The sequence below is a fragment of the Candidatus Methylomirabilota bacterium genome (genome assembly GCA_035315345.1).
Classification (GTDB): domain Bacteria; phylum Methylomirabilota; class Methylomirabilia; order Rokubacteriales; family CSP1-6; genus CAMLFJ01.
Map to the genome: position 1 here is coordinate 1 of DATFYA010000167.1, position 22,438 is coordinate 22,438.

Annotated in this window: 21 protein-coding genes; 7 read left to right on the forward strand and 14 right to left on the reverse strand. The window is 72.2% G+C overall.

The window, feature by feature from the left end:
- Window positions 1–70 precede the first annotated feature (70 nt).
- The 6 genes from VKN16_21555 to VKN16_21580 all read right to left on the reverse strand — a co-directional run bounded on the left by VKN16_21555 (window position 71) and on the right by VKN16_21580 (window position 4,765).
- Entirely contained in the window at window positions 71–571 is a 501-nt protein-coding gene (locus VKN16_21555; protein ID HME96797.1) for a hypothetical protein, read from the reverse strand.
- A 26-nt stretch (window positions 572–597) separates the two neighbouring features.
- Complete coding sequence (locus VKN16_21560; GenBank protein ID HME96798.1) at window positions 598–888, reverse strand: DUF1330 domain-containing protein; 291 nt, start codon at window positions 886–888, stop codon at window positions 598–600.
- 2 nt (window positions 889–890) lie between these two features.
- Window positions 891–2,306, reverse strand: coding sequence for a malic enzyme-like NAD(P)-binding protein (locus VKN16_21565; protein ID HME96799.1), 1,416 nt, complete (start codon window positions 2,304–2,306; stop codon window positions 891–893).
- Between the two features lie 118 nt (window positions 2,307–2,424).
- Window positions 2,425–2,625, reverse strand: coding sequence for a PspC domain-containing protein (locus VKN16_21570; protein ID HME96800.1), 201 nt, complete (start codon window positions 2,623–2,625; stop codon window positions 2,425–2,427).
- A gap of 14 nt (window positions 2,626–2,639) precedes the next feature.
- A complete protein-coding gene (locus tag VKN16_21575; GenBank protein HME96801.1) occupies window positions 2,640–3,530 on the reverse strand; it encodes an alpha/beta hydrolase in 891 nt (296 codons plus the stop codon).
- A complete protein-coding gene (locus tag VKN16_21580) occupies window positions 3,527–4,765 on the reverse strand; it encodes an LLM class flavin-dependent oxidoreductase (protein HME96802.1) in 1,239 nt (412 codons plus the stop codon). Before VKN16_21580 ends, VKN16_21575 begins: the two co-directional genes overlap by 4 nt.
- A 155-nt stretch (window positions 4,766–4,920) precedes the next feature.
- Here VKN16_21580 and VKN16_21585 point away from each other — a divergent pair, with 155 nt between their 5' ends.
- The 3 genes from VKN16_21585 to VKN16_21595 are packed head-to-tail and all read left to right on the forward strand — an operon-like array spanning window position 4,921 to window position 9,196.
- On the forward strand, window positions 4,921–7,272 hold the full coding sequence (locus VKN16_21585) for a HEAT repeat domain-containing protein (protein ID HME96803.1): 2,352 nt from the start codon (window positions 4,921–4,923) through the stop codon (window positions 7,270–7,272).
- Window positions 7,269–8,462 carry an HD domain-containing phosphohydrolase gene (locus tag VKN16_21590; protein HME96804.1) on the forward strand — a complete coding sequence of 398 codons (1,194 nt, stop codon included), beginning with the start codon at window positions 7,269–7,271 and terminating at the stop codon, window positions 8,460–8,462. Before VKN16_21585 ends, VKN16_21590 begins: the two co-directional genes overlap by 4 nt.
- A complete protein-coding gene (locus tag VKN16_21595; protein ID HME96805.1) occupies window positions 8,462–9,196 on the forward strand; it encodes a hypothetical protein in 735 nt (244 codons plus the stop codon). Before VKN16_21590 ends, VKN16_21595 begins: the two co-directional genes overlap by 1 nt.
- Here the strand turns inward: VKN16_21595 and VKN16_21600 are convergent.
- The 3 genes from VKN16_21600 to VKN16_21610 are packed head-to-tail and all read right to left on the reverse strand — an operon-like array spanning window position 9,159 to window position 12,320.
- Window positions 9,159–9,737, reverse strand: a complete 579-nt coding sequence (locus VKN16_21600) for a methylated-DNA--[protein]-cysteine S-methyltransferase (protein ID HME96806.1) — start codon at window positions 9,735–9,737, stop codon at window positions 9,159–9,161. The genes VKN16_21595 and VKN16_21600 overlap by 38 nt on opposite strands.
- On the reverse strand, window positions 9,734–10,576 hold the full coding sequence (locus VKN16_21605; GenBank protein HME96807.1) for a ClbS/DfsB family four-helix bundle protein: 843 nt from the start codon (window positions 10,574–10,576) through the stop codon (window positions 9,734–9,736). The genes VKN16_21600 and VKN16_21605 overlap by 4 nt, the downstream gene beginning before the upstream one ends.
- A gap of 31 nt (window positions 10,577–10,607) precedes the next feature.
- Window positions 10,608–12,320 (reverse strand): HAD-IIB family hydrolase, encoded by a 1,713-nt coding sequence (locus tag VKN16_21610; GenBank protein HME96808.1) that lies wholly within the window; start codon window positions 12,318–12,320, stop codon window positions 10,608–10,610.
- A 137-nt stretch (window positions 12,321–12,457) separates the two neighbouring features.
- Here VKN16_21610 and ald point away from each other — a divergent pair, with 137 nt between their 5' ends.
- Both ald and VKN16_21620 read left to right on the forward strand, forming a co-directional pair.
- Window positions 12,458–13,573, forward strand: a complete 1,116-nt coding sequence (ald, locus tag VKN16_21615; GenBank protein HME96809.1) for an alanine dehydrogenase — start codon at window positions 12,458–12,460, stop codon at window positions 13,571–13,573.
- A gap of 42 nt (window positions 13,574–13,615) precedes the next feature.
- Window positions 13,616–14,386 (forward strand): hypothetical protein, encoded by a 771-nt coding sequence (locus tag VKN16_21620; GenBank protein HME96810.1) that lies wholly within the window; start codon window positions 13,616–13,618, stop codon window positions 14,384–14,386.
- Here VKN16_21620 and VKN16_21625 read toward each other — a convergent pair.
- Window positions 14,383–17,826 carry a hypothetical protein gene (locus tag VKN16_21625; protein HME96811.1) on the reverse strand — a complete coding sequence of 1,148 codons (3,444 nt, stop codon included), beginning with the start codon at window positions 17,824–17,826 and terminating at the stop codon, window positions 14,383–14,385. The genes VKN16_21620 and VKN16_21625 overlap by 4 nt on opposite strands.
- Window positions 17,827–17,935: 109 nt before the next feature.
- Here VKN16_21625 and VKN16_21630 point away from each other — a divergent pair, with 109 nt between their 5' ends.
- Window positions 17,936–18,658: an SRPBCC family protein gene (locus VKN16_21630; GenBank protein HME96812.1), complete on the forward strand. Its 723-nt coding sequence runs from the start codon at window positions 17,936–17,938 to the stop codon at window positions 18,656–18,658.
- 86 nt (window positions 18,659–18,744) lie between these two features.
- The gene (locus VKN16_21635) at window positions 18,745–19,575 is read left to right on the forward strand and encodes a TauD/TfdA family dioxygenase (protein ID HME96813.1); all 831 of its coding nucleotides are present in this window, start codon (window positions 18,745–18,747) and stop codon (window positions 19,573–19,575) included.
- A gap of 8 nt (window positions 19,576–19,583) precedes the next feature.
- Here VKN16_21635 and VKN16_21640 read toward each other — a convergent pair whose 3' ends face one another.
- From VKN16_21640 to VKN16_21655, 4 genes are all read right to left on the reverse strand, one after another.
- On the reverse strand, window positions 19,584–19,760 hold the full coding sequence (locus VKN16_21640; protein HME96814.1) for a hypothetical protein: 177 nt from the start codon (window positions 19,758–19,760) through the stop codon (window positions 19,584–19,586).
- On the reverse strand, window positions 19,757–20,455 hold the full coding sequence (locus VKN16_21645) for an alpha/beta hydrolase (protein ID HME96815.1): 699 nt from the start codon (window positions 20,453–20,455) through the stop codon (window positions 19,757–19,759). The genes VKN16_21640 and VKN16_21645 overlap by 4 nt, the downstream gene beginning before the upstream one ends.
- Window positions 20,455–21,354: an NAD(P)-dependent oxidoreductase gene (locus VKN16_21650; protein ID HME96816.1), complete on the reverse strand. Its 900-nt coding sequence runs from the start codon at window positions 21,352–21,354 to the stop codon at window positions 20,455–20,457. Before VKN16_21650 ends, VKN16_21645 begins: the two co-directional genes overlap by 1 nt.
- 130 nt (window positions 21,355–21,484) lie before the next feature.
- Complete coding sequence (locus tag VKN16_21655) at window positions 21,485–22,366, reverse strand: hypothetical protein (protein HME96817.1); 882 nt, start codon at window positions 22,364–22,366, stop codon at window positions 21,485–21,487.
- Between the last annotated feature and the right edge of the window lie 72 nt (window positions 22,367–22,438).

The window sequence follows — 22,438 nt, forward strand, 5'->3', positions numbered from 1 at the left end:
ACGAAGCGGAGATGATCTTTCATCTCGAGACTCCCCCTTTGCGGCGCCCGCCGTGAGGCGGGGGTGACGGTCAGACCTTCTCGTAGGCCAGGCGCTTGACCCGGTCCATGTTGGTGCCCTCGATGCGGATGAGCCGCGTCGGCCCGTCGCGCCGCGGGGAGTGCAGGTCGCCCTCGTTGTACACGTGGGCCATGCCCGGCTTCAAGGGGTAGCTGCGCACGTGGCGCACCTTGCCCGCCCGGCTCTCGGTCGCCTTCTCCACCAGGGCCCAGTCGTTCATCAGGGTCTCGCCGCGGGCCTGACCGTAGATGGCCCACGACGGCCCGTGGTCGTGCGGATTGCTCTCGCGCGCGTTCCGGTAGACGTGGCCGAGGATGCAGAAGCCCAGCTGGGGGTCGGTGTAGAGGATCTTGCGCTCCGGCCCGTCGTCGCCCAGGTACCGGGCGATGAACGCGTCGTCTTTCAGCACGTCCTCCACGAGGGCGCGGAGCCGGTCGCGCCCGGCCGGGCCGGGATCGGCGGTGAGGATGTCGTGAGCGGCCGTCGCGAACGTCTCGAGCGTGTAGGCCATGGAATGCTCTCCTCGGCTGGACTGGGTCAGGACACGCCTTCCACCATGATCATGTTCGCCCGGCCGGCCCGCAGGCGCATCGCCTTCGGCTCGCGGTACTCCTCGGAGTCGTACCAGCGCTTCGCCTGCTCCATGCTGGGGAACTCCAGCACCACGACCCGGTTCGGCTTCCAGTCGCCTTCGACGGTCTGGTGGGCGCCGCCGCGCACCAGGAAGCGGCCGCCGTACCTGGCCACCGTGGCCGGCACCTGCTTGCGGTACTCGTCCATGGTGGGCTGGTCGGTCACGGTGAGGTCCACGATGACGTAGGCGGCCATCGCTAGCCCCGCTTCCGGCGCGCCACGCCGGTCTTCACCGCCGTGTCGGCCACCGCGCTGGCGACCGCCGGCACCACCCGGGCGTCGAACATCGACGGCGTGATGTACTCCTCGCAGAGCTCGCTGTCGCTGACGATGTCGGCGAGCGCGTGGGCCGCGGCCAGCTTCATCTCGTCGTTGACCCGGCGGGCCCGCACGTCGAACAGGCCCTTGAAGAAGCCGGGGAACCCGCACGAGTTGTTGATCTGGTTCGGGTAGTCCGATCGGCCGGTGGCCATCACCCGCACGTACTTGCCCGCCTCCTCCGGCATGATCTCCGGAGTCGGGTTGGCCATCGCGAAGACGATCGCGTCGCGGTTCATCGCGCCCAGGTCGTCCACCTTCACCACCCCGGGGCCGCTCAGCCCGATGAACACGTCGGCGCCCACCATGGCGTCGCGCACGGTGCCCTTGCGGTTGTCGGCGTTGGTGTGCTCGGCGAACCACGTCTTCATCGGGTTCATGTTCTCGTTGCGGCCGCGGTACAGCGCCCCCGCCCGGTCGCACGCCACGATGTTGCGCGCGCCCTCCAGCATGAGCAGCTTGGCGGTGGCGATCGCGCTGGCCCCCGCCCCGGTGAACACGATCTTCACGTCGTCGAGCTTCTTGTTGACGATCTTGAGCGCGTTGAGCAGGGCGGCGAGGGTCACCACCGCGGTGCCGTGCTGATCGTCGTGGAAGACCGGGATGTCCAGCTCGGCCTGCAGGCGCTCCTCGATCTCGAAGCAGCGCGGGGCCGAGATGTCCTCCAGGTTGATGCCGCCGAAGATCGGGGAGATCGCCTTCACGGTGCGCACGATCTCGTCCACGTCCTTGGTGGCCAGCGCGATCGGGAACGCGTCCACGCCCGCGAACGACTTGAAGATGAGGCACTTGCCTTCCATCACGGGCAGGGCCGCCGCCGGGCCGATGTCGCCCAGGCCGAGCACCGCCGAGCCGTCGGTGACCACCGCCACCGTGTGCTGCTTGATCGTGAGGTTGTAGGCCTTCTCGGGATCGTCGTGGATCGCCATGCAGACGCGCGCCACCCCCGGGGTGTAGGCCATCGAGAGGTCGTCGCGCGTCTTCACCGTCACCCGGCCGTTGACCTCGATCTTGCCGCCCAGGTGCATGAGAAAGGTGCGGTCGGACACGTTGACCACCGTGACGTCGGGCACCCCGCGCAGCCGCTCGACGATGCGCTGGCCGTGGGCCTCGTCCGAGGACTTGAAGGTGATGTCGCGCGTCATCTCCTTCTGACCCGCTTCCACCAGGTCGACGGCGCCGATGTCGCCACCGGCCTCGCCGATGGCGGAGGTGACCTTGCCGAGCATGCCCGGCTTGTTCGCGATGGTGACGCGGACGGTGAGGCTATAGCTGGCGACGGGCGTGTTCTGCATCATGGGCCTCCTTGCCCTGACCGTGACGGCGCTCCGGGGGGCGGCCACGCGGCGCGGCCGATCTCGCAGGTGGCCCAGAATAGTCGAGTGGCCGCGGGAAAGGCAAGACGCGATGTGCTCACCCGCTCGTCTCTCGCGGCGCCTTGGGCATGATGATCCACAGCACGAGGTAGGCGAGGATGCCGGGGAACGCCACCGAGACCACCGAGACGACCGCGTAGAGGATCCGCACGATCGTCGGATCCCAGCCCAGCCACTCCGCGATGCCCCCGCAGACGCCCCCGATCATCTTGTTCTTCCGCGAGCGCTGGAGCGGCATGGAGCCGAGCGCGCTCAGCCCGCGAGGAACGCCTGCACCACGCGCGCGGTGGCCTCGGGCTGCTCGAGATGCGGGGCGTGACCGGCGCCCGCCACCACCTCGAGGCGCGAGTCGGCGAGCCGGCCCGCGAACTCCTTGGCGTAGGCGCGCGGAACGAGGCGATCGTCGGCGCCCCACACCAGCAGGGTCGGCGCGCTCACGCGGTGGATGCGCTTCTTGAGGCCCTTGTCCGGGATCGGCCAGATGAACTTGCCGGTCGCGCCCATCGCCCAGCTCAGCCGCGTCCGCGCCAGCGCCGCCTCGTCCGGATCCTCGGGCTGAGCGAAGAGCGCCTTCGCGGCGTCGTGGGCCGGATCGCGGAAGACGTGCGCGGGGATGTCGGTGGGCGCGAGCAGCATCCAGTTGATCACCGGCGCGTCGTCACGCCAGAGCCCGATCGGATCGATGAGCACGAGGCGCTTCACCCGCGCCGGATGCAGCGCGGCCACCTCGCAGGCCACCATCGCGCCGAAGGAGTGGCCGGCCAGGCGCACCTCGCGCAGCCCCAGGTCCGCGAGCAACTCGTCGTAGCAGAGGACGAGATCCCAGAGGTTGTCCACGTGCTGGATCGCGTCGGGCTCGCCGGCGGCGGTGCCCGGATGCTCGGGCGCGTAGACGGTGAAGCGCCGCGCGAGCGCGTCGAGGAACGGGCCCCACGTGAGGCCCCAGGGGCCGTGGAAGTAGACCACCGCGGGGCCCGTGCCCTTCACGTGCACGCGCAGGGGGACGCGGTTCTGCCAGACGGTGATCGCGCGGGTTCCCTCACGCTGCCGCCCCTCACCCTGCGGCCCCTCACCCTGCGGCCCCTCACCCTGCCCTCTCCCCCGAGGGGAGAGCGGGGATTTGGCGGCCTGCTTCGGGGTCATCGGGCGGCGCCGACGGGCGCACGACTCGCTCGCAGGCTCTGGGGCCACCAGTGGTTCTCCCAGCCCTTGTCGTCCCAGATCTCGCGCAGGTGCGGCAGGACATCGCGCGCGAACAGGTCGATGTTCTGCAGGGTCAGCTCGTGCGGCATCGAGCCGATCTGCACCAGGATCATCAGGTTGCCGACGTGGAGGCGCTTGATCACCTCCTCGATCAGCCGCTCCTTCACGGTGGCCGGGCTGCCCGCGATGACGTAGCCCTTGTCCACGAAGTCCTTGTAGCGGAGCGTCTTGGGATCCTCGGCGCGGCGCACCGGGTTGCGGTTGGCCGCGAGCAGGCTCCGGTAGTCCTGGTTGCCCGGCGGGGCGAACCACTGCGCGGGCACGTGCAGGCACTTGTGATAGAAGTACTCGACGTGCCGCGCGTAGTCGGCTTCCGCCTGCGCGTCGGTCGGAGACACCGCGACCAGCTGCAGGAAGCCCGCCCGGTACGGATTGCGCTCGAGCCCCTTCTTGTCCACCACCTCCCAGTAGCCGTCCATCATCGCGCTGGCCGCGCGCGCGCCCGCGTAGGAGAGGAAGCAGTAGCAGACGTTATGATCGGTCGCGAAATCGAAGGTGCTGATGCTGCCCGAGCCGGGCACCCACACCGGCGGATGCGGCTCCTGGATCGGCCGCGGCCAGAGGTTCACCTGGCCGAGCTGGAAGTACTTCCCGTTCCACGCGAAGATCTCCTTCGCCTGCCAGGCCTTGAGCACCAGCTCGAACGCCTCGCGGTAGCGCTCCCGGTGCTCCATCGGGGTGATGCCGTAGGCGAGGTTGACGTCCATGGGGCTGCCGAGCGGCAGCCCGGCGACCAGGCGGCCGCCGCTGATGCAGTCGAGCATGCCGTACTCCTCGGCCACGCGGATCGGCGGCGAGGTGGTCGGCAGCGTCATGCCCATCTGCACGATGGCCACGTCGAGCCCGTTGGTCTGCTTGGCCAGCACGCTGCCCATGAGATTGGGACTCGGCATGAAGCCGTAGGCGTTCTGGTGATGCTCGTTGGTGCACACGCCGTCGAAGCCGGCGCGGGCAGCGTGCAGCAGCTCGTCGAGCGTCCAGTTGTAGTACTGGCCCACGCGCCGGGCGTCGGCCAGCTCCCACCAGGGCGGGGTGACCCACACGCTCGGGTGACGCCGCTCGAAGTCCGGCGGCAGCTCTCGGTGGGGCATCAGATGGAACGCGCTGACTTTCATGGCCGGGTCTCCCTTCCGGTAGGGGTGGTGCGAGCATAAGCGAGGGAGCCCGGGCACTCAAGCTGTGCGAACCGCCCTGCGTCGGCTAGACTGTCGGCGCAACCGTGGAGGTCCCGACTCCGCCGCCGACGCTCCTGGAGGTCGTGTCGTCACTCGTGACGGCCTGGCGCAACCTGGCCGCGTACCCGGCGAGTCACCCCGCCCGCGCCGCCGCGATGACCACCGCGCACGGCCGCATCCGCGCGTATCTGGCGGTGGCCAGCCCGCTCACCCTGGGCATCGGCCGCGACGGGCTCATCAGCAGCGGCAAGAAGCTCGAGGCCGCGCAGGTACGGGCGTTCGCGCGCGCCCTCTATCGCCGCAACGGCGCCCTGCTGCGGATCGAGGAGGGGGTCGAGCCCCGCGAGCTGGAGAGCTTCCTGGCCCTGCTGGGCGACACCGGCCCCACGCGCGATCGGCCGCTCACCGTCGAGGAGCTGCGCGCGGCCGGCATCAGCCATATCACGCTCTCGGCCATCGACTACGCGGGGCTCGTCACCACCACCGACGTGGGCGAGCCCTCGGGCGAGGGCTCACTCTGGGAGGGGCTGCTCCAGGCCCTGCTCGAAGACGTGCCGCTCCACGCGCGCGGCGGCGTGGCGCAGCCGCGCGAGCACTACTCGGCCGAGACCATCGCCTCGCTGTTCCGCGGCGCTCCCGCTCCGCTCGCCACCGGAGGCGGCCCGAGCCCGGGCGGCGCCGGCACCGGCGGCGCCGGCCCGGGCGGACCCGGCGGCAGCGTCGGCCCGGAGCCGGCTGGCGGTGAGTCCGGAGGCGGCGGCACCGGGACGGGCGGCGGCCGCGGCGACGGCTCGGGCCGCGGCTGGGGCAGCGGATCGGGGCGCGGAGCCGCCGGGGCGACGGAATCCGGCCGAGGCGCCGGCCTCGCCGGAGGCCCCGGAACCGGCGGCGCGGCGGGAGTCGGCGGCGGGGGGCTGGGCCTCGCCGCCGCGCAGACCCTCGCCCGCGCGGTCGGCGCGCGGCTGGCCGCCGCCGATCCCGGCGAGCGGGGCCGGCTCAATCTGCAGATCATCCAGCTCATCCGCACGCTGCCCGCCGAGGTGCGCGAGCCGGTGCTGGCCGCCGCGCTGCGCGTGCTCGCCACCGACGACGGGTCGACCGCGCATCTGGCCGCGCTGGCGGCCGCGCTGCCGGCGGCCGACGTGCTCCGCGGCCTGCAGCGGCTGGCGCGCGACCACGGCCAGCTCTCGTCGCACGCGCTCCGGATGGCCCAGGCCCTCGCCGAGACCCACGAGGGCGTCTCCGACACGGGGTTCCTGCCCGAGCCCCCCGCCGATCTCGCGGAGATGGCCGCGCTGTTCCGCGAAGAGGACGTCGATCGCTACAACCCCGAGGACCACCGCGCCCTGCTGGCCCAGAAGCCCACCATCGATCTCGCCGCCATCGCGGTGGAGCTGGTCGCCGATCCCGACGCCTTCGGGCCCGACACCGACAGCGACGACGCGATCGAGCGGCGCGTGGTGATCACCGCGCTCGACATGGTCGCGACGTCGCCGGACGTGGTGCGCCCGCTGGTCCTGGGGCGGCTGCGCGACATCTTCACCCGCTCGCTGCAGGTCAACCGCTTCACCCAGGCCATCGGCATCATCCACGCGATGCGGGAGCTGGCCGCGGACCCCGCGCAGGCGGAGCGGCGAGAGGCGCTCGAGGAATTCGTGGCCACCCTCGCCGACGCCCAGCTGCTGGCCGCGCTCGTGGCCGCGAGCCGTCAGCCGGGCGGGCCGCCCTTCGTGCAGGTGCAGACCCTGGTGCTCGCCCTCGGCGCCTCCGCCTCGCGCGGCCTGCTCGAGGCGCTGGCCGCCGAGCCGGAGCGGGTGCGGCGGCTGCGGCTCATCGAGCTGGCCGCCTCGCTCGGGCCCGCCATCGTGCCGGAGACGCGGCGGCTGCTCGCCGACCCGCGCTGGTACGTGGTGCGCAACATGGTCTTGCTGCTCCGGCGGGTGCAAGACCGGTCGGCCATGGACGAGATCCGCCGCTGCGCCGACCATTCGGATCTGCGCGTTCGGCTCGAGGCCATCCGCGCCCTCTTCGCGTTCGATTCCAAGGTGCCGCGAGACCTGCTCGCGCGCACGATCCACCATCCGGATCCGCGGCTCGCCGAGGCCGCGGTGCTGCTCACCGGCCAGCACGGCATCACCGAGGCCACCGACCTGCTCGTGGAGATCCTGCGCCGGTGGGACCTGCTCGGCCGTCGGCGGTCCATGCGCCTCAAGGCCCTCCGCGCGCTGGCCGATCTCGGCGACTCCGCGGTGCTCCCGCGCATCGCGTACTTCTTCCGCGAGTGGCCGATCCCGATCGTGGCGCGGGAGGAGCGGCGCGCCGCCTATCGTCTCCTCGGCTCGTACGACGAGGCCGCGCGGGCGCCGTACGTGGCGCAGGGAGAGCGGTCCCGCGACGCGATGATCCGGGACATCTGCCGCGGCCTCCGCAGAGGGGCGACGGCATGAGCCCCGCGCCGGCGCCGGGTGCGCTCACCGCGATCGATCGGCTCGTGGTCAGCCTGGTCGCGGGGATCAACATGCGGGCGCTGTACGGGGCCGACCACCCCGCGCTGGCCAGTCACGTCGAGCGCATCCTCCAAGCGGTGGCCACCGCGTGCCAGGAGATGGGCAAGGACGCGCTCACGTTCCTGGTGGTGGGGCAGGACCTGGTCGTCGAGAGCCAGCCGCTGCGCACCGGCAGCCTCTACCACCAGCAGTTCATCCGCGCGCTGACCCGGCGCAGCGTGGAGCGGCTGACCATCGGGCGCGACGTCGACACCGAGGAGTGCGTGCGCTTCCTCACCCCGATGGCGCTGGGCGGCGCGCCGGTGTCGACGCGTCACATCGTGGTGGGCCGCGTGGAGCTGCTCTCGCCGGAAGGGCTCGCGCTCGGTCGGGGCGGCGGAGGCGGCGGCGCGGGGGGCGGCGGCGGGGACGACTCCCCGATCGAGCTGCTCACCGCGCAGAGCGTGGACGGGGCGCGCGACGCGTTCACCGAGTTCCGGAGCGACCGCCAGGGCGGCCTGGTACGTCTCGAGCAGGTGGTGTGGAGCCTCATGGACGCGCTCCAGCGGGCCACCCGCGAGATCCTGCCGCTGGCCCCGCTCAAGACCCACGACGACTACACGTTCGTCCACTCGGTGAACGTGTCCCTCCTGACCCTGGCCCAGGCGCGCTCCTTCGGAATCGAGGGCTCGCGACTGCACGCGATCGGGCTGGCCGCCTTCCTCCACGACATCGGCAAGCTCAAGATTCCCCTCGAGGTGCTGAACAAGCCCGGCAAGCTCGAGGGAGAGGAGTGGCGGATCATGATGAGCCACGCGCAGGAGGGCGCGACGCATCTCTGCGGCGTCGAGGCCGTGCACCCGCTCGCCATCCTGGTGGCCTACGAGCACCACATGCGCTACGACGGCCAGGCGAACTATCCGATCCCGCGCGTCAACCGCCGGCCCACGCTGGCCAGCCAGCTCACCTCGATCTCAGACGTCTACGACGCGATCTGCACCACGCGGCCGTACGCCAAGGCCCGCTCGCGGGAGTTCGCGCTGAACGTGCTCACCGAGCGGATCGGCACCTTCCACAGCCCCGCCCTGGTGGCCAACTTCGTCAGGATGGCCCGCGTCGACACGGCGCCCGCCGCGCCGGGAGACGCCTGATGTTCGGCTGGCGAGCCCGCATCGGGGTGCTGGTGCCGCCCGGCAACCCGACGGTGGAGCCCGAGATGTACCGCATGGCGCCGGAGGGCGTCACGCTGCACTTCGCGCGCATGCAGGCCCCGCCGTCCGGCGGGCCCGCGGGCGGCGCCGCCGGCATGGAGGAGCGCAGCCGCGCCTACCGCGAGGGCATCGACGCGCCCGCGGCCACGCTCGCCGACGTGCGCCCGGCGGTGGTGGTGCTGGCGCATACCGCGTCGAGCTACGCGCTGGGCTTCGGCCGGGAGACGCCGCTCATCGATCGCATCACCGCGTGCACCGGCGCGCCGACCGTGATGGCCGCGCACGCCGCGCTGGCCGCGCTCCGTCACCTCGGGGTCAGCCGCCTCGCCCTCGGCACGCCGTACCCCGAGGCCATCAGCCGGCAGGGCCAGGCCTACTGGCAGGCGGCCGGCTTCGACCTGGTCGGCTACCATCGCCTCGCCGACGTGCAGGACATCTACGCGGAGAGCGAGGAGCGCGCCTATGTCCTGGCCCGCCGGGCCGACGCCCCCGACGCGGAGGCGGTGCTGCTGAGCGGGACGGGCCTGCCCACCGTGGCGATGCTGGAGACGCTCGAGCGCGACCTGGGCAAGCCGGTGATCAGCAGCAACCAGGCGTGCCTCTGGCGCGCGCTCAGGCTCGCGGGCGTGCGCGAGCCTATCGCCGGCTACGGTCGTCTGCTTCGGGAGGGCTGACCGCGAAGAGCGGCAGGGCTCCGTGGCCCTGCGCCCGCTCGACCGAGAGCAGCCGGCGCTTGGTCGTCGCGCCGCCCCGCGCCGAGAAGCCGCCCAGCTTGCCGCCGGCGGCCACCACCCGGTGGCACGGCACCACGATCGGAAACGGGTTGCGCCCGAGCGCCTGTCCCACGTCGCGCGCCGCCCCGGGCGCGCCGAGCCGACGCGCGATCTCCCCGTAGGAGAGCGTGGTGCCGGGCGGGATGGTACGCGCGACCTCGTACACGCGCTGCTCGAACGGAGCGATGCCGTCCAGGTCGAGCGGGATCGCCCGAAGCTCGCTCGATTCTCCGCGCAGGAGCGCGCCCATCGCCTCGATCGCCTGCCGCACCTCGGCCGGCGGCGTCGTCTCGCGCGCGCCGGGGAAGCGCCGGAGCATGCGCGCGCGCATCGCGAGGTGGCTGCCCTCGGGGAGCTGCACCCCCGCGATCCCGCGCGCGCTCCACGCCACGCCGCAGCAGCCGATCTCGGTGTCGAAGAGCGCGAAGCCGGTCGGGGTCACGCGACCGCCGCCCCGCCGCGCCACTGACGGATCTGCGCCAGGTGCTCGCGATAGTGCCCCGCCCCCGCGCCCTCGAACGGGGCGACCGCGGCGGCGCCCGGGGCGAAGAAGCGCTCGGGCACCGCCGCCGCCGCGGACACGAACGCGCGGTGCGAGGCCTCCAGCTCCGCGACCACGTCGGCCGTCTTCACGCCGGTCTTCTGCTCGACGAACCGCGCGTTCCACGCGTCGAAGTCGTCGTAGGCGCCGGCCGGGTACGCCTCCTCACCCTTCGCGACCCGGCCGAGCGCGGCAATCATCTCGTCGTGCCAGCCGGAGATGTGGATCAGGATCTCGCGCACGCCCCAGCGGCCGAGCCAGACCCCACGCATCTCGTCGTCCGACAGGCCGTCGATCGACTCGCGCAGCTCCCCGAATGCCTCGTCCGCCTCGCGCAGCAGCCTCGCCTTGTCGCTCATGGGTGCCTCCCCGGTGCAGGTGGTCTCGGTTACTGGCCTTGAGACCCCGAGGATGGCCGGTTGTGAAACGCGCGATGCCTTGCGCCGCCAGCGGGATCCCCCCGCGGGGGGCGCCGTCTCCAGCAGCGCGGACAGCCGCGACAGCACGCTCTGCAGCTCATCGCGCTCGGCGCGCACCCGATCGCCCTCCGCGTGGAGCCGCTTGATCTCGGCCTGCAGCTCGTGGAAGCGGATGAGCTGCGTGCCCAGCTCGGTGACCGACGCCGTCCCGGATCGCTCGCGCTCGCGGTCGCGCCGGGTCGAGAAGAACACGCCGAGCACGCCGGCGGCCAGGAGAGCCACCGAGAGCCCGAACAGCCAGACGATGGGGTCGCGAAGCACGCCGGCCAGTGTACCGCGACGGGGCGGGGCGTCAGGCGGGAAGCGTGTAGCGCTGATCGATGGCGGCGCGGATGCGGGCGCGACTGTCCACCGCCGAGGCGTCCGCCGTCGCCTCGATGGCGGCCACCTCGCGGGCGAGGTCGTCGTTCTTGATGGCGTCCTGGAACCAGCGCGAGTAGTCGCCCCGGCGCAGATGGTGGAGCCAGGTCTCGTCGTCCACCCCCTCGGCGATCTGGACGAAGAGGCCCAGGTTCTGGGCCCGGAGGTTGAGTCGGTCCCGAGGGCCGCGGAAGTAGAAGCTCCGGTCGGGTCCCAGCTCGCCCTCGGCGTACTTGCGGACGTGACGCTGGCGCTCGGCCCGCGGCGCCGTGGCCCGGAAGACCAGCGGCGCCGCCTCACCGTGCGGCGGCCAGAAGAGCGCCTCGCCGGCGCCGAGCGGCGCCGGGTCCCAGCGCGGCGCCGGGCGGTCGGTCGCCGCGCAGAAGCCCCGGATCGCGTCGGCGCCCGAGCCGCCGACCCCGACCACCACGCGCACGCTCTCGAGCACGGCGGCCGCGACGTGCTCGGGGTGCACGGTGATCAGGATGACCCCGGTGAGCGCCCGGGGCAGCGTCAGCGAGGCCGGATTCCAGGTCGGCGGCAGCAGGTGATGGGCCTCGTCGATCACCAGCCAGTGCGGCCGCCCCACGCGCGCCCGCTGCTCCTGCAGGCGCGGCAGCAGCGCGTCGAAGAACGCGGGCCGGTCCTTGAGCGGCACGCCCAGCAGGTTCACCACCGCATGGCGGGCCGGCGCGTCCAGGACGTCGAGGATCTCCGGCGGGCTCGGCGCACGCTCCTGATCGCCGAGGACGATCGCGCCGGGCAGCGAGGCGTAGTCGCCCTCGGGATCGACGACGCAGATCTGGTAGCCGGCCGCCATCAGCGGCTCCATCATGGCGCTGGTCAGCGTGGACTTGCCGCTGCCCGACGGCCCCGCGATCAGCACGCTGTCGCCCTGGGGCCGGACGGAGACGGCGGCGCCCTCCGCGGTCGTGCCGAGCGGGATCGCGCGGCGGATCAGCCGCGACTCCAGCTCCGCGAGATCGTCGCGGACCAGGTGGTCGACGATCTCGACGACGCCGGCGCCGTGATCGGCCGCGGTCACCCAGTCCGCCTTCTCCTTCAGCATCGGCAGGGCGTTGGAAACCGCGACCGCGCACTCGCACACGCCGAGGAACGCGTGGTCGTTCTCGGCGTCGCCGATGCCGACGCAGTTGTGCGGCGAGATCTTCAGCTCGTCGAGCGCGGCGAGGAGCCCGCTCGCCTTGTTGACGCCCGAGGGCAGCACCATCACCGCGCCCTTGTTGAAGATGACCTGCAGCTCGAGGCCGAGGGTGCGGATGGCCTCGAGCACGGTGGTGTCCCACGGCTGCCAGGTCGACACGATCACCCGGCCGGCGGCCAGCGGCGTGACCCCCGCGCCGCGCAGGGTGTCCACCAGCGCGGCCGGCACCGGCGCAGCCAGATCGCGCGTCTCGCGCGCGTCCGGGTGATACAGCACCGCGCCGTTCTCGGCGACGATTCGCGTGAAGAGCGACGCGCCCGGGAACACCGCGAGCAGATCGTCGAGCTGCCGTCCGGTGACGAGCACGAGCTTGCGCCCGGTCTCGCCCAGCCGTTGCAGGGCGGCCAGCGTGGGCTCGTCGACGCGGCCGTCGCGAGCCAGGGTCCCGTCGTAGTCCGCGGCCAGTATGTGATAGCGCATGTCGACCGGTAAGGCTTACCGCGTAACAGTTCCCTCCCACGGGTCGCACCGAGCGCAAGTGATCCCGGCGCGGCGCGCGGCTTTTCCCACGCAAAGGCCTGTCGCAAAGGCCATGCCACGGATGGTACCCTCCAGGCGTGATCATCGGGGTGCCACGCGAGATCAAGCCGGGCGAGCAGCGCGTCGCGCTGACGCCGCCGGGCGCGCGCGCGCTCCGGGAGCACGGCCACCGCGTGCTGATCGAGCGCGGCGGCGGGCTCGGCAGCAGCATTCGCGACGAGGAGTACACGCGCGAGGGCGCCGAGCTCGGGTCCGCCGACGAGGTGTGGGCCCGCGCCGAGCTGGTGCTGAAGGTGAAGGAGCCGGTGTCCGAGGAGTACGGCCGCCTGCGCGCGGGCCAGATCCTGTTCACCTACCTCCATCTTGCGGCGGTGCCGGAGCTGGCGCGCGTGCTCCGGCAGGCCGGCGGCGTCGCCATCGCCTACGAGACGGTGCAGCGGCCGGACGGAAGCCTGCCGCTGCTGGCCCCGATGAGCGAGGTCGCGGGGCGGCTCTCGGTGCAGGAGGGCGCGGCCTATCTCACGCGGGCTCGCGGCGGCCGCGGCATCCTCCTCGCGGGCGTGCCGGGCGTGCCGCCCGGCAACATCGTGGTGCTGGGCGCGGGCACGGTCGGGGTCAGCGCCGCGCGCATCGCGCTCGGCCTCGGGGCCGACGTCTCGATCCTCGATATCAATCTCGACCGCCTCCGCGCGGTGGACGATCTCTTCAACGGCCGTGTGATCACGATCATGTCCAACAGCTTCAACATCGACCAGGTGCTGCGCCGCGCCGACCTGCTGGTGGGCGCGGTGCTGGTCACCGGCGCGCGCGCCCCGGTGCTGGTCACCAAGGAGATGGTGGCCTCCATGAAGGAGGGCTCGGTGATCGTGGATGTGGCGGTGGACCAGGGCGGCAGCGTCGAGACGATCCACGCCACCACGCTGCTCGACCCGACCTACGTCGTCTCCGGCGTGGTCCACTACGGCGTGGCGAACATGCCCGCGCTCGTGCCCCGCACCTCCACCTTCGCGCTGACCAACGCGACCCTGCCCTACGTGCTGGACCTGGCCGGCCACGGCCTGGTGGACGCGGTCCGCCGCAACGCCCCGCTCGGCCGCGGCGTCAACGTCTGGCACGGCGAGGTCGTGCACTCCGCGGTCGCGGAGGCGCTGGGCGTCACCGCGACGCCGCTGGAGAAGCTGCTCGGCGCCTAGGAGCGATCGAGTGTCCGCCGACGACGCAGCCGGGCGCGCCGGTTGAACCTGGTCTTCGCCTCCGGATTCCTGTTCCCGCAGCGCCTTCTCCGCCACGACTACTTCCGGGGCGTGCGCGCCGTGTTCCCGGGCGCGTGCTTCCCGCGGGTGCCGCTCACCGGCTCCATCGACGCCCGCGCGCGGGCGCTGGCCGACGAGATCGCCCGCTTCCGCTTCCCGGATCCGGACGGCCCCATCCACGTAGTCGGGCACAGCATGGGCGGCCTCGACGCCCGCTATCTCCTCGACCGGAATCTCTCCGGCCTGGGCGGCCGCATCGCCTCGCTCTCCACCATCGGCACGCCGCATCGGGGCAGCCCGATCGCCGACTTCCTCGTGGGCCCCGAGCCGGATCGGCGCTCGGTGCGCCGGCGGCTCTACGGCTCACTCCGCCGGGCCATGAGCGTGCTCGGCCTGCGCAGCGGCGCGATGGACAACCTCACCAGCGGGTTCGCGCGCCGCTTCAACGAGGCGCATCCGGGCACCGGCGGCGTTCCGTGCTACTGCTACGCGGGCGTGGGCGCGGAGGCGTACCTGCTTCGCGTGACGTCGGGCTACATCCGCGACGTGGGCCGATCGCCCGAGGAGCGCGACAACGACGGGCTCGTGACCGTCGCGTCCGCGGCCTGGAAGCCGCTGGCCGAGCCGCCGTGGCCGACGGATCACCTCGGCGAGGTCGGCCACAGCCTGGTGCCGCCGCGCTTCGCCTCCTGCTTTCCCCACCTCGAGGCGCTGCGCCGGGTCGTCCGGCGCGCCGCAGGCGAGCCCGGCTAGGGTCGCGGCGCGCCGGCGTGGCGCACCAGGTCGTCCAGGGAGCGGCCGGTGAATCCGGCGCCGAGGCGCGTGATCGCGTGCAGGCCGAGCATGCGATAGCTCTCGAACTGCGACTCGGTGAAGAACTGGTCCACCGTCGACTCGTGCGGGAACTGGTCGTTGGCCCGCGCGTACTCGTAGACGTCGGGCGGCTCGGTGCCGTAGTAGGCGGTCTTGAGGTAGAGCAGCCAGCCGTCGCGGGCGTCACGGGCCGCCGGATCGTCCGTCGGGGGCGGGTCGACCAGCGAGTAGCGGATGCGTCCGACCGCCCAGTAGAGCCCGCGGGCCAGCGTCGCCAGGTCGGCCGAGCGGGGATAGATCGAGATGCCGCCCGGGAAGTCGATGGGGATCCCGAGATCGGCGCGGATCTTCCGGATTGACCCGCCGAGGTCGTTCAGGTCGCAGTGGGCGTCGCAGCTGCCGTCGCTCACCACGATGAGGTGGCAGCGACGCAGCACCATCTCGTAGAGCCCGAGGTTGTCGAAGTGCCCGCCGTCCGACAGGTAGACGTAGGGCGAGGTGCGCTCGGTCAGCCCGAAGGCCTCGGCCACGATCGGCCGGACCGGGAAGCGCGGGTTCGCGAGGTAGAAGGTGTCGTGGCCGGCCGGACCGGGATTGCCCAGCCACCAGCCCAGCCGCGCGTTGAAGATCGTCATCATGAAGGTGACGAGCGGCGAGGAGTGATAGCCCATGTTGGGGCTGGCGGCCGCGCCCGAGATGGTGATGGCGGTGCCGAGCGAGATGCCGTCGGCGCCACCGTAGCGGCTGTGGGGCACGTCGGGATTCGAGCGCGTCCGGCGATAGCCGCCCTCCTCGCCCACCGCGAGGCTGCCCGCGTGCAGCGGCGACGCGGTGAAGCTGTGCGCCTTGCGCTCCTGCCAGGCCAGCCGGTCGCCGTGCACGAGATTGAGCGCCATGTTGACGACGTGAAAGAGCGAGCGGCGGCCGCCCGTGGCAGGCGCCGACGACGTGGGGGGCGGCCGGTTGGGCCAGAGATCCGCCATCTGGATGTTGTCGCGCTCATCGAAGCCGGTGAACGGATTCCGCTGCGGCTCGCCGTTGGACGCGCCGAGATAGGCGCGGATCAGGCGGGCGCGGTACATCGCGTGCAGCGAGAACTGGTTGGTGTTCACGAGCAGCGCGATCACGCAGCCGAGCAGCGCCAGCGCCACCCCCACCGCCAGCACCAGCCACGGCGGCGAGGTCAGCAGCACGGCCACGTGACCGCTCGGCTCGAGGCCCAGGAACGGCCACTGCGGCGCGGGCGGAGCCGGCGGCCTGGCCACCGCGACACCCTGCAGGGCGCCGAGCACCGCGCTGGTGAGCCACGAGGTGGCCAGCAGCAGCACCGCCGCGAACACGCCGGCCGCCGCGGGCAGGATCAGCCGCTTGAGCCGGGACGGCAGACCGGTGCCGGCGGACCCCGACCCGGCGGCCGACCTGGCGCTCCAGCCGCCGAGCACCGTGATGAGGCCGGAGACGCCGCCGACCGACGCGAGGAGCCAGCGCGCGACCTGGCCGGAGAGCAGCATGGGGCCGTAGATGACCAGCACGCTCAGCGTGAGCCACACGACGCCGATGAGCAGCATCCACGACCCGCAGCGGGCCCACCACTCACGATCCTCATCCTCGGTCCAGCGGCTGATGAGGCCGACCAGCAGGGTGGCGGCGAGCAGGAAGGCGCTCAGGAACACGCCGAGCGCCAGGCAGGTGTAGAGCATCAGGAAGCCGTCGAGGTGCGGGAAGAAGACGTTGGCGAGGATCCAGGCCAGATAGCCCGCGGCGACGCCCGCGATGATGACGATCGCCAGCTCGACGAAGAACGCCGCCACGCGCTTGAGCAGCGGGCCCTCGGCGCGCCGCCCCGCGCCCCACGGCGTCCGCAGCCAGATGGTGTAGCCGGCCCAGGCGATCAGGTGAACCACCAGGGCCAGGCCCACGAAGTGCTGCCACTGCCGCGTGGGCCACCACGCCCAGTAGAGCGTGAGGCACAGCACCGAGATCAGCAGCGGGGCCAGGCACCGCACGAGGAAGCGGTTCTGGTCGCGCAGCGCGGTCGTGCTGCTGGGGATGCTCGCCCCGATGTAGGCCACCGCCCACGCCAGCGCGAGCGCGCCCACCGCGAGCAGCATGCGGCCACCCACCGTGCTGGCCGCGGGGGAGCCGGGCGCGGAGTGGGCCAGCGCCAGGTAGAGCCGCGGCACGATCAGGCCGGCCGCGAGGAGGGGGAGCACCACGGACCAGACGAGGAACAGATTCCGCATGATGGTGCCGAGCAGCGTCCACGTGTCGGCGGAGAGCAGCCCGGCGCGCGGCGCCAGGTAGTTGCTGTAGTCGCGCAGGTGCGCGATCGGCGTGGCTTCCGGGCCGAGCTTCCTCGTCCCGTCGATCGCCCCCAGCCGGTCGCAGACCGCCGGCACGTCGTTGCCGGACCGGTGCAGCCACGCGGTGAGCCAGCCGCCGATGTAGCCGCCCCCCGACACCGTGGACAGATAGTGGAACTGGGGCAGCATGCGGAGTCGGGCGAGCCCCTGCAGGATGCCGAGCGCGAAGGTGGCGCTGCGGATGCCGCCGCCCGAGAGGCACAGCGCCGCGCGCTTCTCGCCGAGCCCGTGGATGGCCTCGTAGAGCCCGGCGAGCCCGCGCCCGGCCGCGGGGTCGAGCGGGCCGTGGATGTGCTCGTACTCCTCGGCGAGCACCTGCTCCAGCCCCAGGCTCGGCGCGGTCGAGACCCGCGCGGCCAGCCGCTGATCGCGCGTGGCCCGGAACTCGTCGTGGGCCAGGAGATGCAGCAGGAGCTGCAGCAGGACCGCGGCCATCAGGGGAGGGCCGGCCCAGGCGAGCAGGCGCACGTCCACCAGGCCACCCAGCGCGGCCACGCCGGCCACGCCGTACGCGAGCCCGGTGGCCGCGCGCACGAGCCCGCGCCAGCCGCCCGAGAGATGATCCGGGCGGAAGAGGAACACGAACGTGACGAAGACGATGCCGAGGAGGCTCCACTTCGCGAGCGCGGCCCAGCGGACGAACGGGACCGGATCGGGCAGCGGCAGCTCCTGGAGGATCGCCAGGTTCTCGACCACGTCGGCGATGCCGGCCAGGCCCGCGAGGATCGCCACGCCGGGATTGAGCGCGAGGCCGGTCGCCCCCCACAGCGCCACGTAGGTGACGATCAGCGCGAAGTCGACCAGCGTCTGATCGTGCATCTGCGCACGCACCGGCGAGCCGACGTCGCCCAGGATCGCGTCCACATCGCGCGGCGGGCACACCTCGACCGCGAGCGTGATGTCGCGGATGCCGCAGGCGGTGCGGGCTTCTCCTCCGGGCCGGAAGGCGTGCGTCGCGACGCTGGCGACGATCACCGCGAGGACGAGCAGCACGTAGGTGCGCCGTCGGAAGCTCATGGTGCTCGACTACCGTATGCTCGGCGCGTTCCCTGCGTCAACCTTATCGTGTGCCTACCGCGCAGGTTGGCGTGTGCCAACCCGCCCGGCTCGTGCGAAGCTACGAGGCATGAGTCAGTGGAGCGGCCGCGCTCTCCGCGGGTGCACGATCCTCCTCGCGGTCGGGCTCCTCGGCGGCGGGATCGCCGGGGCGCAGCCGGCCGTGCCGCCGACGCCGACGGTCGAGACGCGCGCGGTGCCCGGCCAGGACGTCAAGCAGGTCAACGCGCAGGGCATCATCGACGCGCCCCCGCACGTGGTGCGCGCGGTGGTCGCCGATCTCGAGCGCTACCCCGAGTTCATGCCCTACGTGAAGGAGAGCCGCATCCTGGGCCGCGACGCGCCCGGCCAGGTCCTGAACTACCAGCGGCTCTCGTTCGGCATTCCGTTCGTGCAGGACCGCCACTACGTCATCCGCATCACCGAGCGCGGCTACCGCGACACCGATCGTCGGCGCGCGTGGGCCGTGACCTGGCGGCTCGAGGACGGGCTGCCGCCCCGAGCGAGCCCGGACGCCATCCGGGTGTCGGTCAACAGCGGCTACTGGGACCTGCGCCCGGTCAAGGGCTCCGACCGATCGACCGACACGCGGTACTGCGTGCTCACCGATCCCGCGGGCTCCCTGCCGAAGTGGATCGTGGGCATGGCGAACACCGAGGGCGTGCCCCAGATCTTCGCGGCGGTGGCGAGCGCGGCGGCCAGCCCGCGCTATGCCGCGCTGCCTCCGCCCGCGGAGGAGGGCGACCTGGCCGAGCGCCCGCCCATGGGCGACTGCGCCGAGCCGGCCCGCTAGGCGCGCCGGGCTTGGCTTGGCCGCCCGCCGGGGGTATCGTGGGCGCGCTCGCATTCGCCGTCATCACCCGGGACAAGGAGCCGCCGATGAGCGACCAGGCCCTCACCATCGAGAAGCTCACGCCGCACATCGGCGCCGAGGTCCGCGGCGTCGATCTCTCCCGGCCGCTCGACGAGCCCACCTTCAAGCAGGTGCACGACGCGCTCATCGAGAACCAGGTGATCTTCTTCCGCGATCAGCACCTCACCCCCGAGCAGCACAAGGCCTTCGGGCGCCTCTTCGGCGACCTGGCCGTGCATCCGGCCGCGCCCGCGCTGCTCGCGGGGCATCCCGAGATCCTGGTGATCCACGCCGACGAGAAGTCCAAGCACGTGGCCGGCGAGAGCTGGCACTCCGACGTCTCCTGCGACCCCGAGCCGCCGATGGGCAGCATCCTCTATATGCACGAGCTGCCCCCGGTGGGCGGCGACACCTTGTTCGCGAGCATGTACGCGGCCTACGAGGCCCTGTCCGATCCGATGAAGCGGTGGCTCGAGGGCATGACCGCGATCCACCGCGGCGAGCACGTCTACCGCGGGCGCTACGGCGTGGCGGACGCGGGCAAGCAGTTCCCGGAGGCCGAGCATCCGGTGATCCGCACCCATCCGGTGTCGGGACGAAAGGCGCTCTTCGTCAACCGGACCTTCACCACCCGGATCCCGCAGCTGCGGCGACACGAGAGCGACGCGGTGCTCCGCATGCTCTACGAGCACATCGAGACGCCGGAGTTCCAGTGCCGATTCCGCTGGCAGGTCGACTCGATCGCCTTCTGGGACAACCGCTGCGCCCAGCACCACGCGATGTGGGACTACTTCCCCCAGCGGCGCCACGGCCATCGCGTCACCGTGAAGGGCGACCGGCCGTTCTACCGGCCCTGAGGGGCGGGCTACTTCTTGCGGTAGACGTTCAGCCCGATCTTCTCCTCGCGATCCCCGATCGAGACGTTGCCCTCGGTCGTGGCGATGATCGTGGTCTTGCCGGACGCGGAAGGCCCGAACTCCTTCGACAGGTCCACCTTGATGGTCAGGATGTTGCCGTCCACGTGCATCTCGACGTTCTTCATGGCAGGGCCTCCGCGGTCAGGAGCCGGACCAGCTCGTCGGGCTGACTCAGCATCGGGTAGTGTCCCGTGTCCATCTCGGTGTACGGCGCCTTCAACCGCTCGGCGGTGCGACGCTGATGCGACTCGGGCGGATTCCTGGCGCGCGCGCAGCGGATCACCGCGGCGCGCCACCGCCGCTCCCAGAACCCGGTGGGCTCCATCGGGGCCTCGAGCGCCGCGATCGGATGCGGGGTGTAGCGGGCCAGCGCCCACGCCCGCGCGGCCGGCTCGAGATCCGCGAACATGCGCGCCTGCGCGTCGGCGGGCGTGGGGCCGATGGTCAGGGCGGTGACCTGGCCCGGAGGGCGGCTCACGATGTCGGACACGCGCTCGCCGGGCAGCAGGGCGAGGGCGTCCACGAACACGAGGCGCGCGATGCGATCGGCCGCCTGCTCGGCGGCCAGGCAGATCACCATGCCCCCCGCGCTCGTGCCCACCAGCACCACGTCGCGCAGGTCTTCGTAGAACAGGAGGCCGGCCACCTCGCGCGCGTGCGTGCCCACCGTGATCCCCGGCCGCACCTGATCCTTGCGCTCCGCGCAGCCGTCCAGCGTGGGCGCGTGGACGCGATGGCCGGCCGCGCGCAGGCGCTCGACCACCGGCTGCCAGATCCAGCCTCCCTGATACGCGCCGTGGACCAGGACGTAGGTCGCCATCACGTCGCCCCGCCGCCCACCGTCACGCCGGCCAGGCGCTCGAGCACCTTGACCACCGCGGAGCCGTCCTCCTTGTTGAGACCGGCCGCCCGCGCCATCTGGTAGACCTGCTGGGTCACGTTGGCGAGCAGCACCGGCACCCCGAGCTGCTTGGCGAACGCCGTCTCGAGCTCCTGATCCTTGAATGAGATGTCCACCGTGCCGCCCGGCGCGAAGTCGCGCGCGAGCATCCGCGGCACCCGCATCTCGAACGCGTAGCTGTTGCCGGTGCTGACTCGCACCACGTCGTAGATGGCCTGCGGATCGAGGCCGGCCTTCACCCCGAGCACGAGGGCCTCCGCGACCGCCACCGTGTTGACGTGGATCAGCATGTTGTTGATGAGCTTCATGGCAAGGCCCTGCCCGAGCCGGCCCATGTGGAACACGTTGGCCCCCATCGCCCGGAAGAGGTCCTGGCATGCGGCCACCGTCTCCGACGCGCCGCCCACGATGATCGACAGCTCGCCGGAGGCGGCCCGCTCGGTTCCCCCGCTCACCGGCGCGTCCAGCATCGCGATGCCGTGGGACGCCAGCCGGTCGGCGAGCCGGCGGGCGACGAGCGGGTCGATCGTGCTCATCGAGACGACGACGTGTCCGGACCGCGCAGTGTGGACGATGCCCTGCTCGCCCGCGATGACCGCCTCGGCCTGCGCGGTGGTCTCCACCATGCTGATGGTGCGCTCGACGCGGGCCGCCACCTCGGCGGCCGAGCCCATCACGGTGGCGCCCCGCGTGCGCCACAGCTCGGTCTTGGCCGGGTCGACGTCGTGCACCACCAGCGAGAAGCCGTGCTTGACGAGGTTCTGGGCCATCGGGCCGCCCATCGCGCCGAGGCCGATGAAGCCGACTGTGCCGGGCATGGTCGATCGCCTCCCCCTGGTGGATTGTCGGCCGGCGTCGGAAGAGCCGGCTCCCGGGACTATACTCCGCCGGCTGCTCGGGGGCGAGCGCGCGGCGAGACGGGCGATCAGGCGTCGGGATGACGCGGGATCAGACGATGTCGAAGCTGCAGAGGCGGCGCTCGATCGCCTCGGCCAGCCGAGGATCGAGGACGGGATACGTCTGGCGAATGAAATCCCACGCCCGGTGCAGGTCGTAGTCGCTCTCGCGCAGGTCGGAATGATCCAGCAGGTTGGGCAGCTCACGCGGGTCGCGAATGCGCGCGTCCTTGAAGTCACGATAGAACCCGACCTGCCGCTCGGCGGCGCGCCGGATGGCGTCGTGAGCCGGCTTGAGTCTCGCCGGCACCGACAGCGCGTCGAGCCGGCGGAGGAATCCATCCTGGCGTGCGCGGTAGATCTCGAAGGCGGTGGTGTAGGCCTCCGCGCTGGCCTCGCTCTTCAAGACGCCGTCGACGTGGCGACGGTTCGCAATGCCGTCGTCGAGCAGCACGGTCAGCTCGGCGAAGTAACGTCGCTCCTCGGCGGTCATCGGACTGGGCCCCGCGACCGTCCGGTCGCTTCGCGGCGGCGGCGCCAGCACGAAGGTGAAGGCCAGGGCCGCGAGCGAGGCCATCAGCAGCGCCGTCAGCAGGCGGCGCCGCCGCTCAGCCAACGAGGCGGGCGCCGGCGCGGCGGCCGGAGCCGACGACGGATCAGGCTGCGCGCGCTCCTGCAGGAGCCGCTGCAGCGCGGTGACGCCGGCCCCGTCGAGCCAGGAGCCATGGCCCTCGGGGCACGAGTAGATCAGTACCGGCGAGTGGCCGAGCCGGCCACGCGTGAGATCGCGACGGCACACCGCGCACGTGGTCGGGATGGGCTCGGTGGCGGAAGCGCCCGCCAGGATCTCGGCCAGCAGACGATCGACCTCCGTAACCGGGCTGCGGCCCAGCGCCGAATCGATTCGCTCGAGGCTCGTGCCGGTGAGCCACATCGCCGATACGAAACAGCAAGAGCAGGGCCAGCGTGCGGCTGAAAGAATCCGGCGCTTTGCGACACGAGGGGC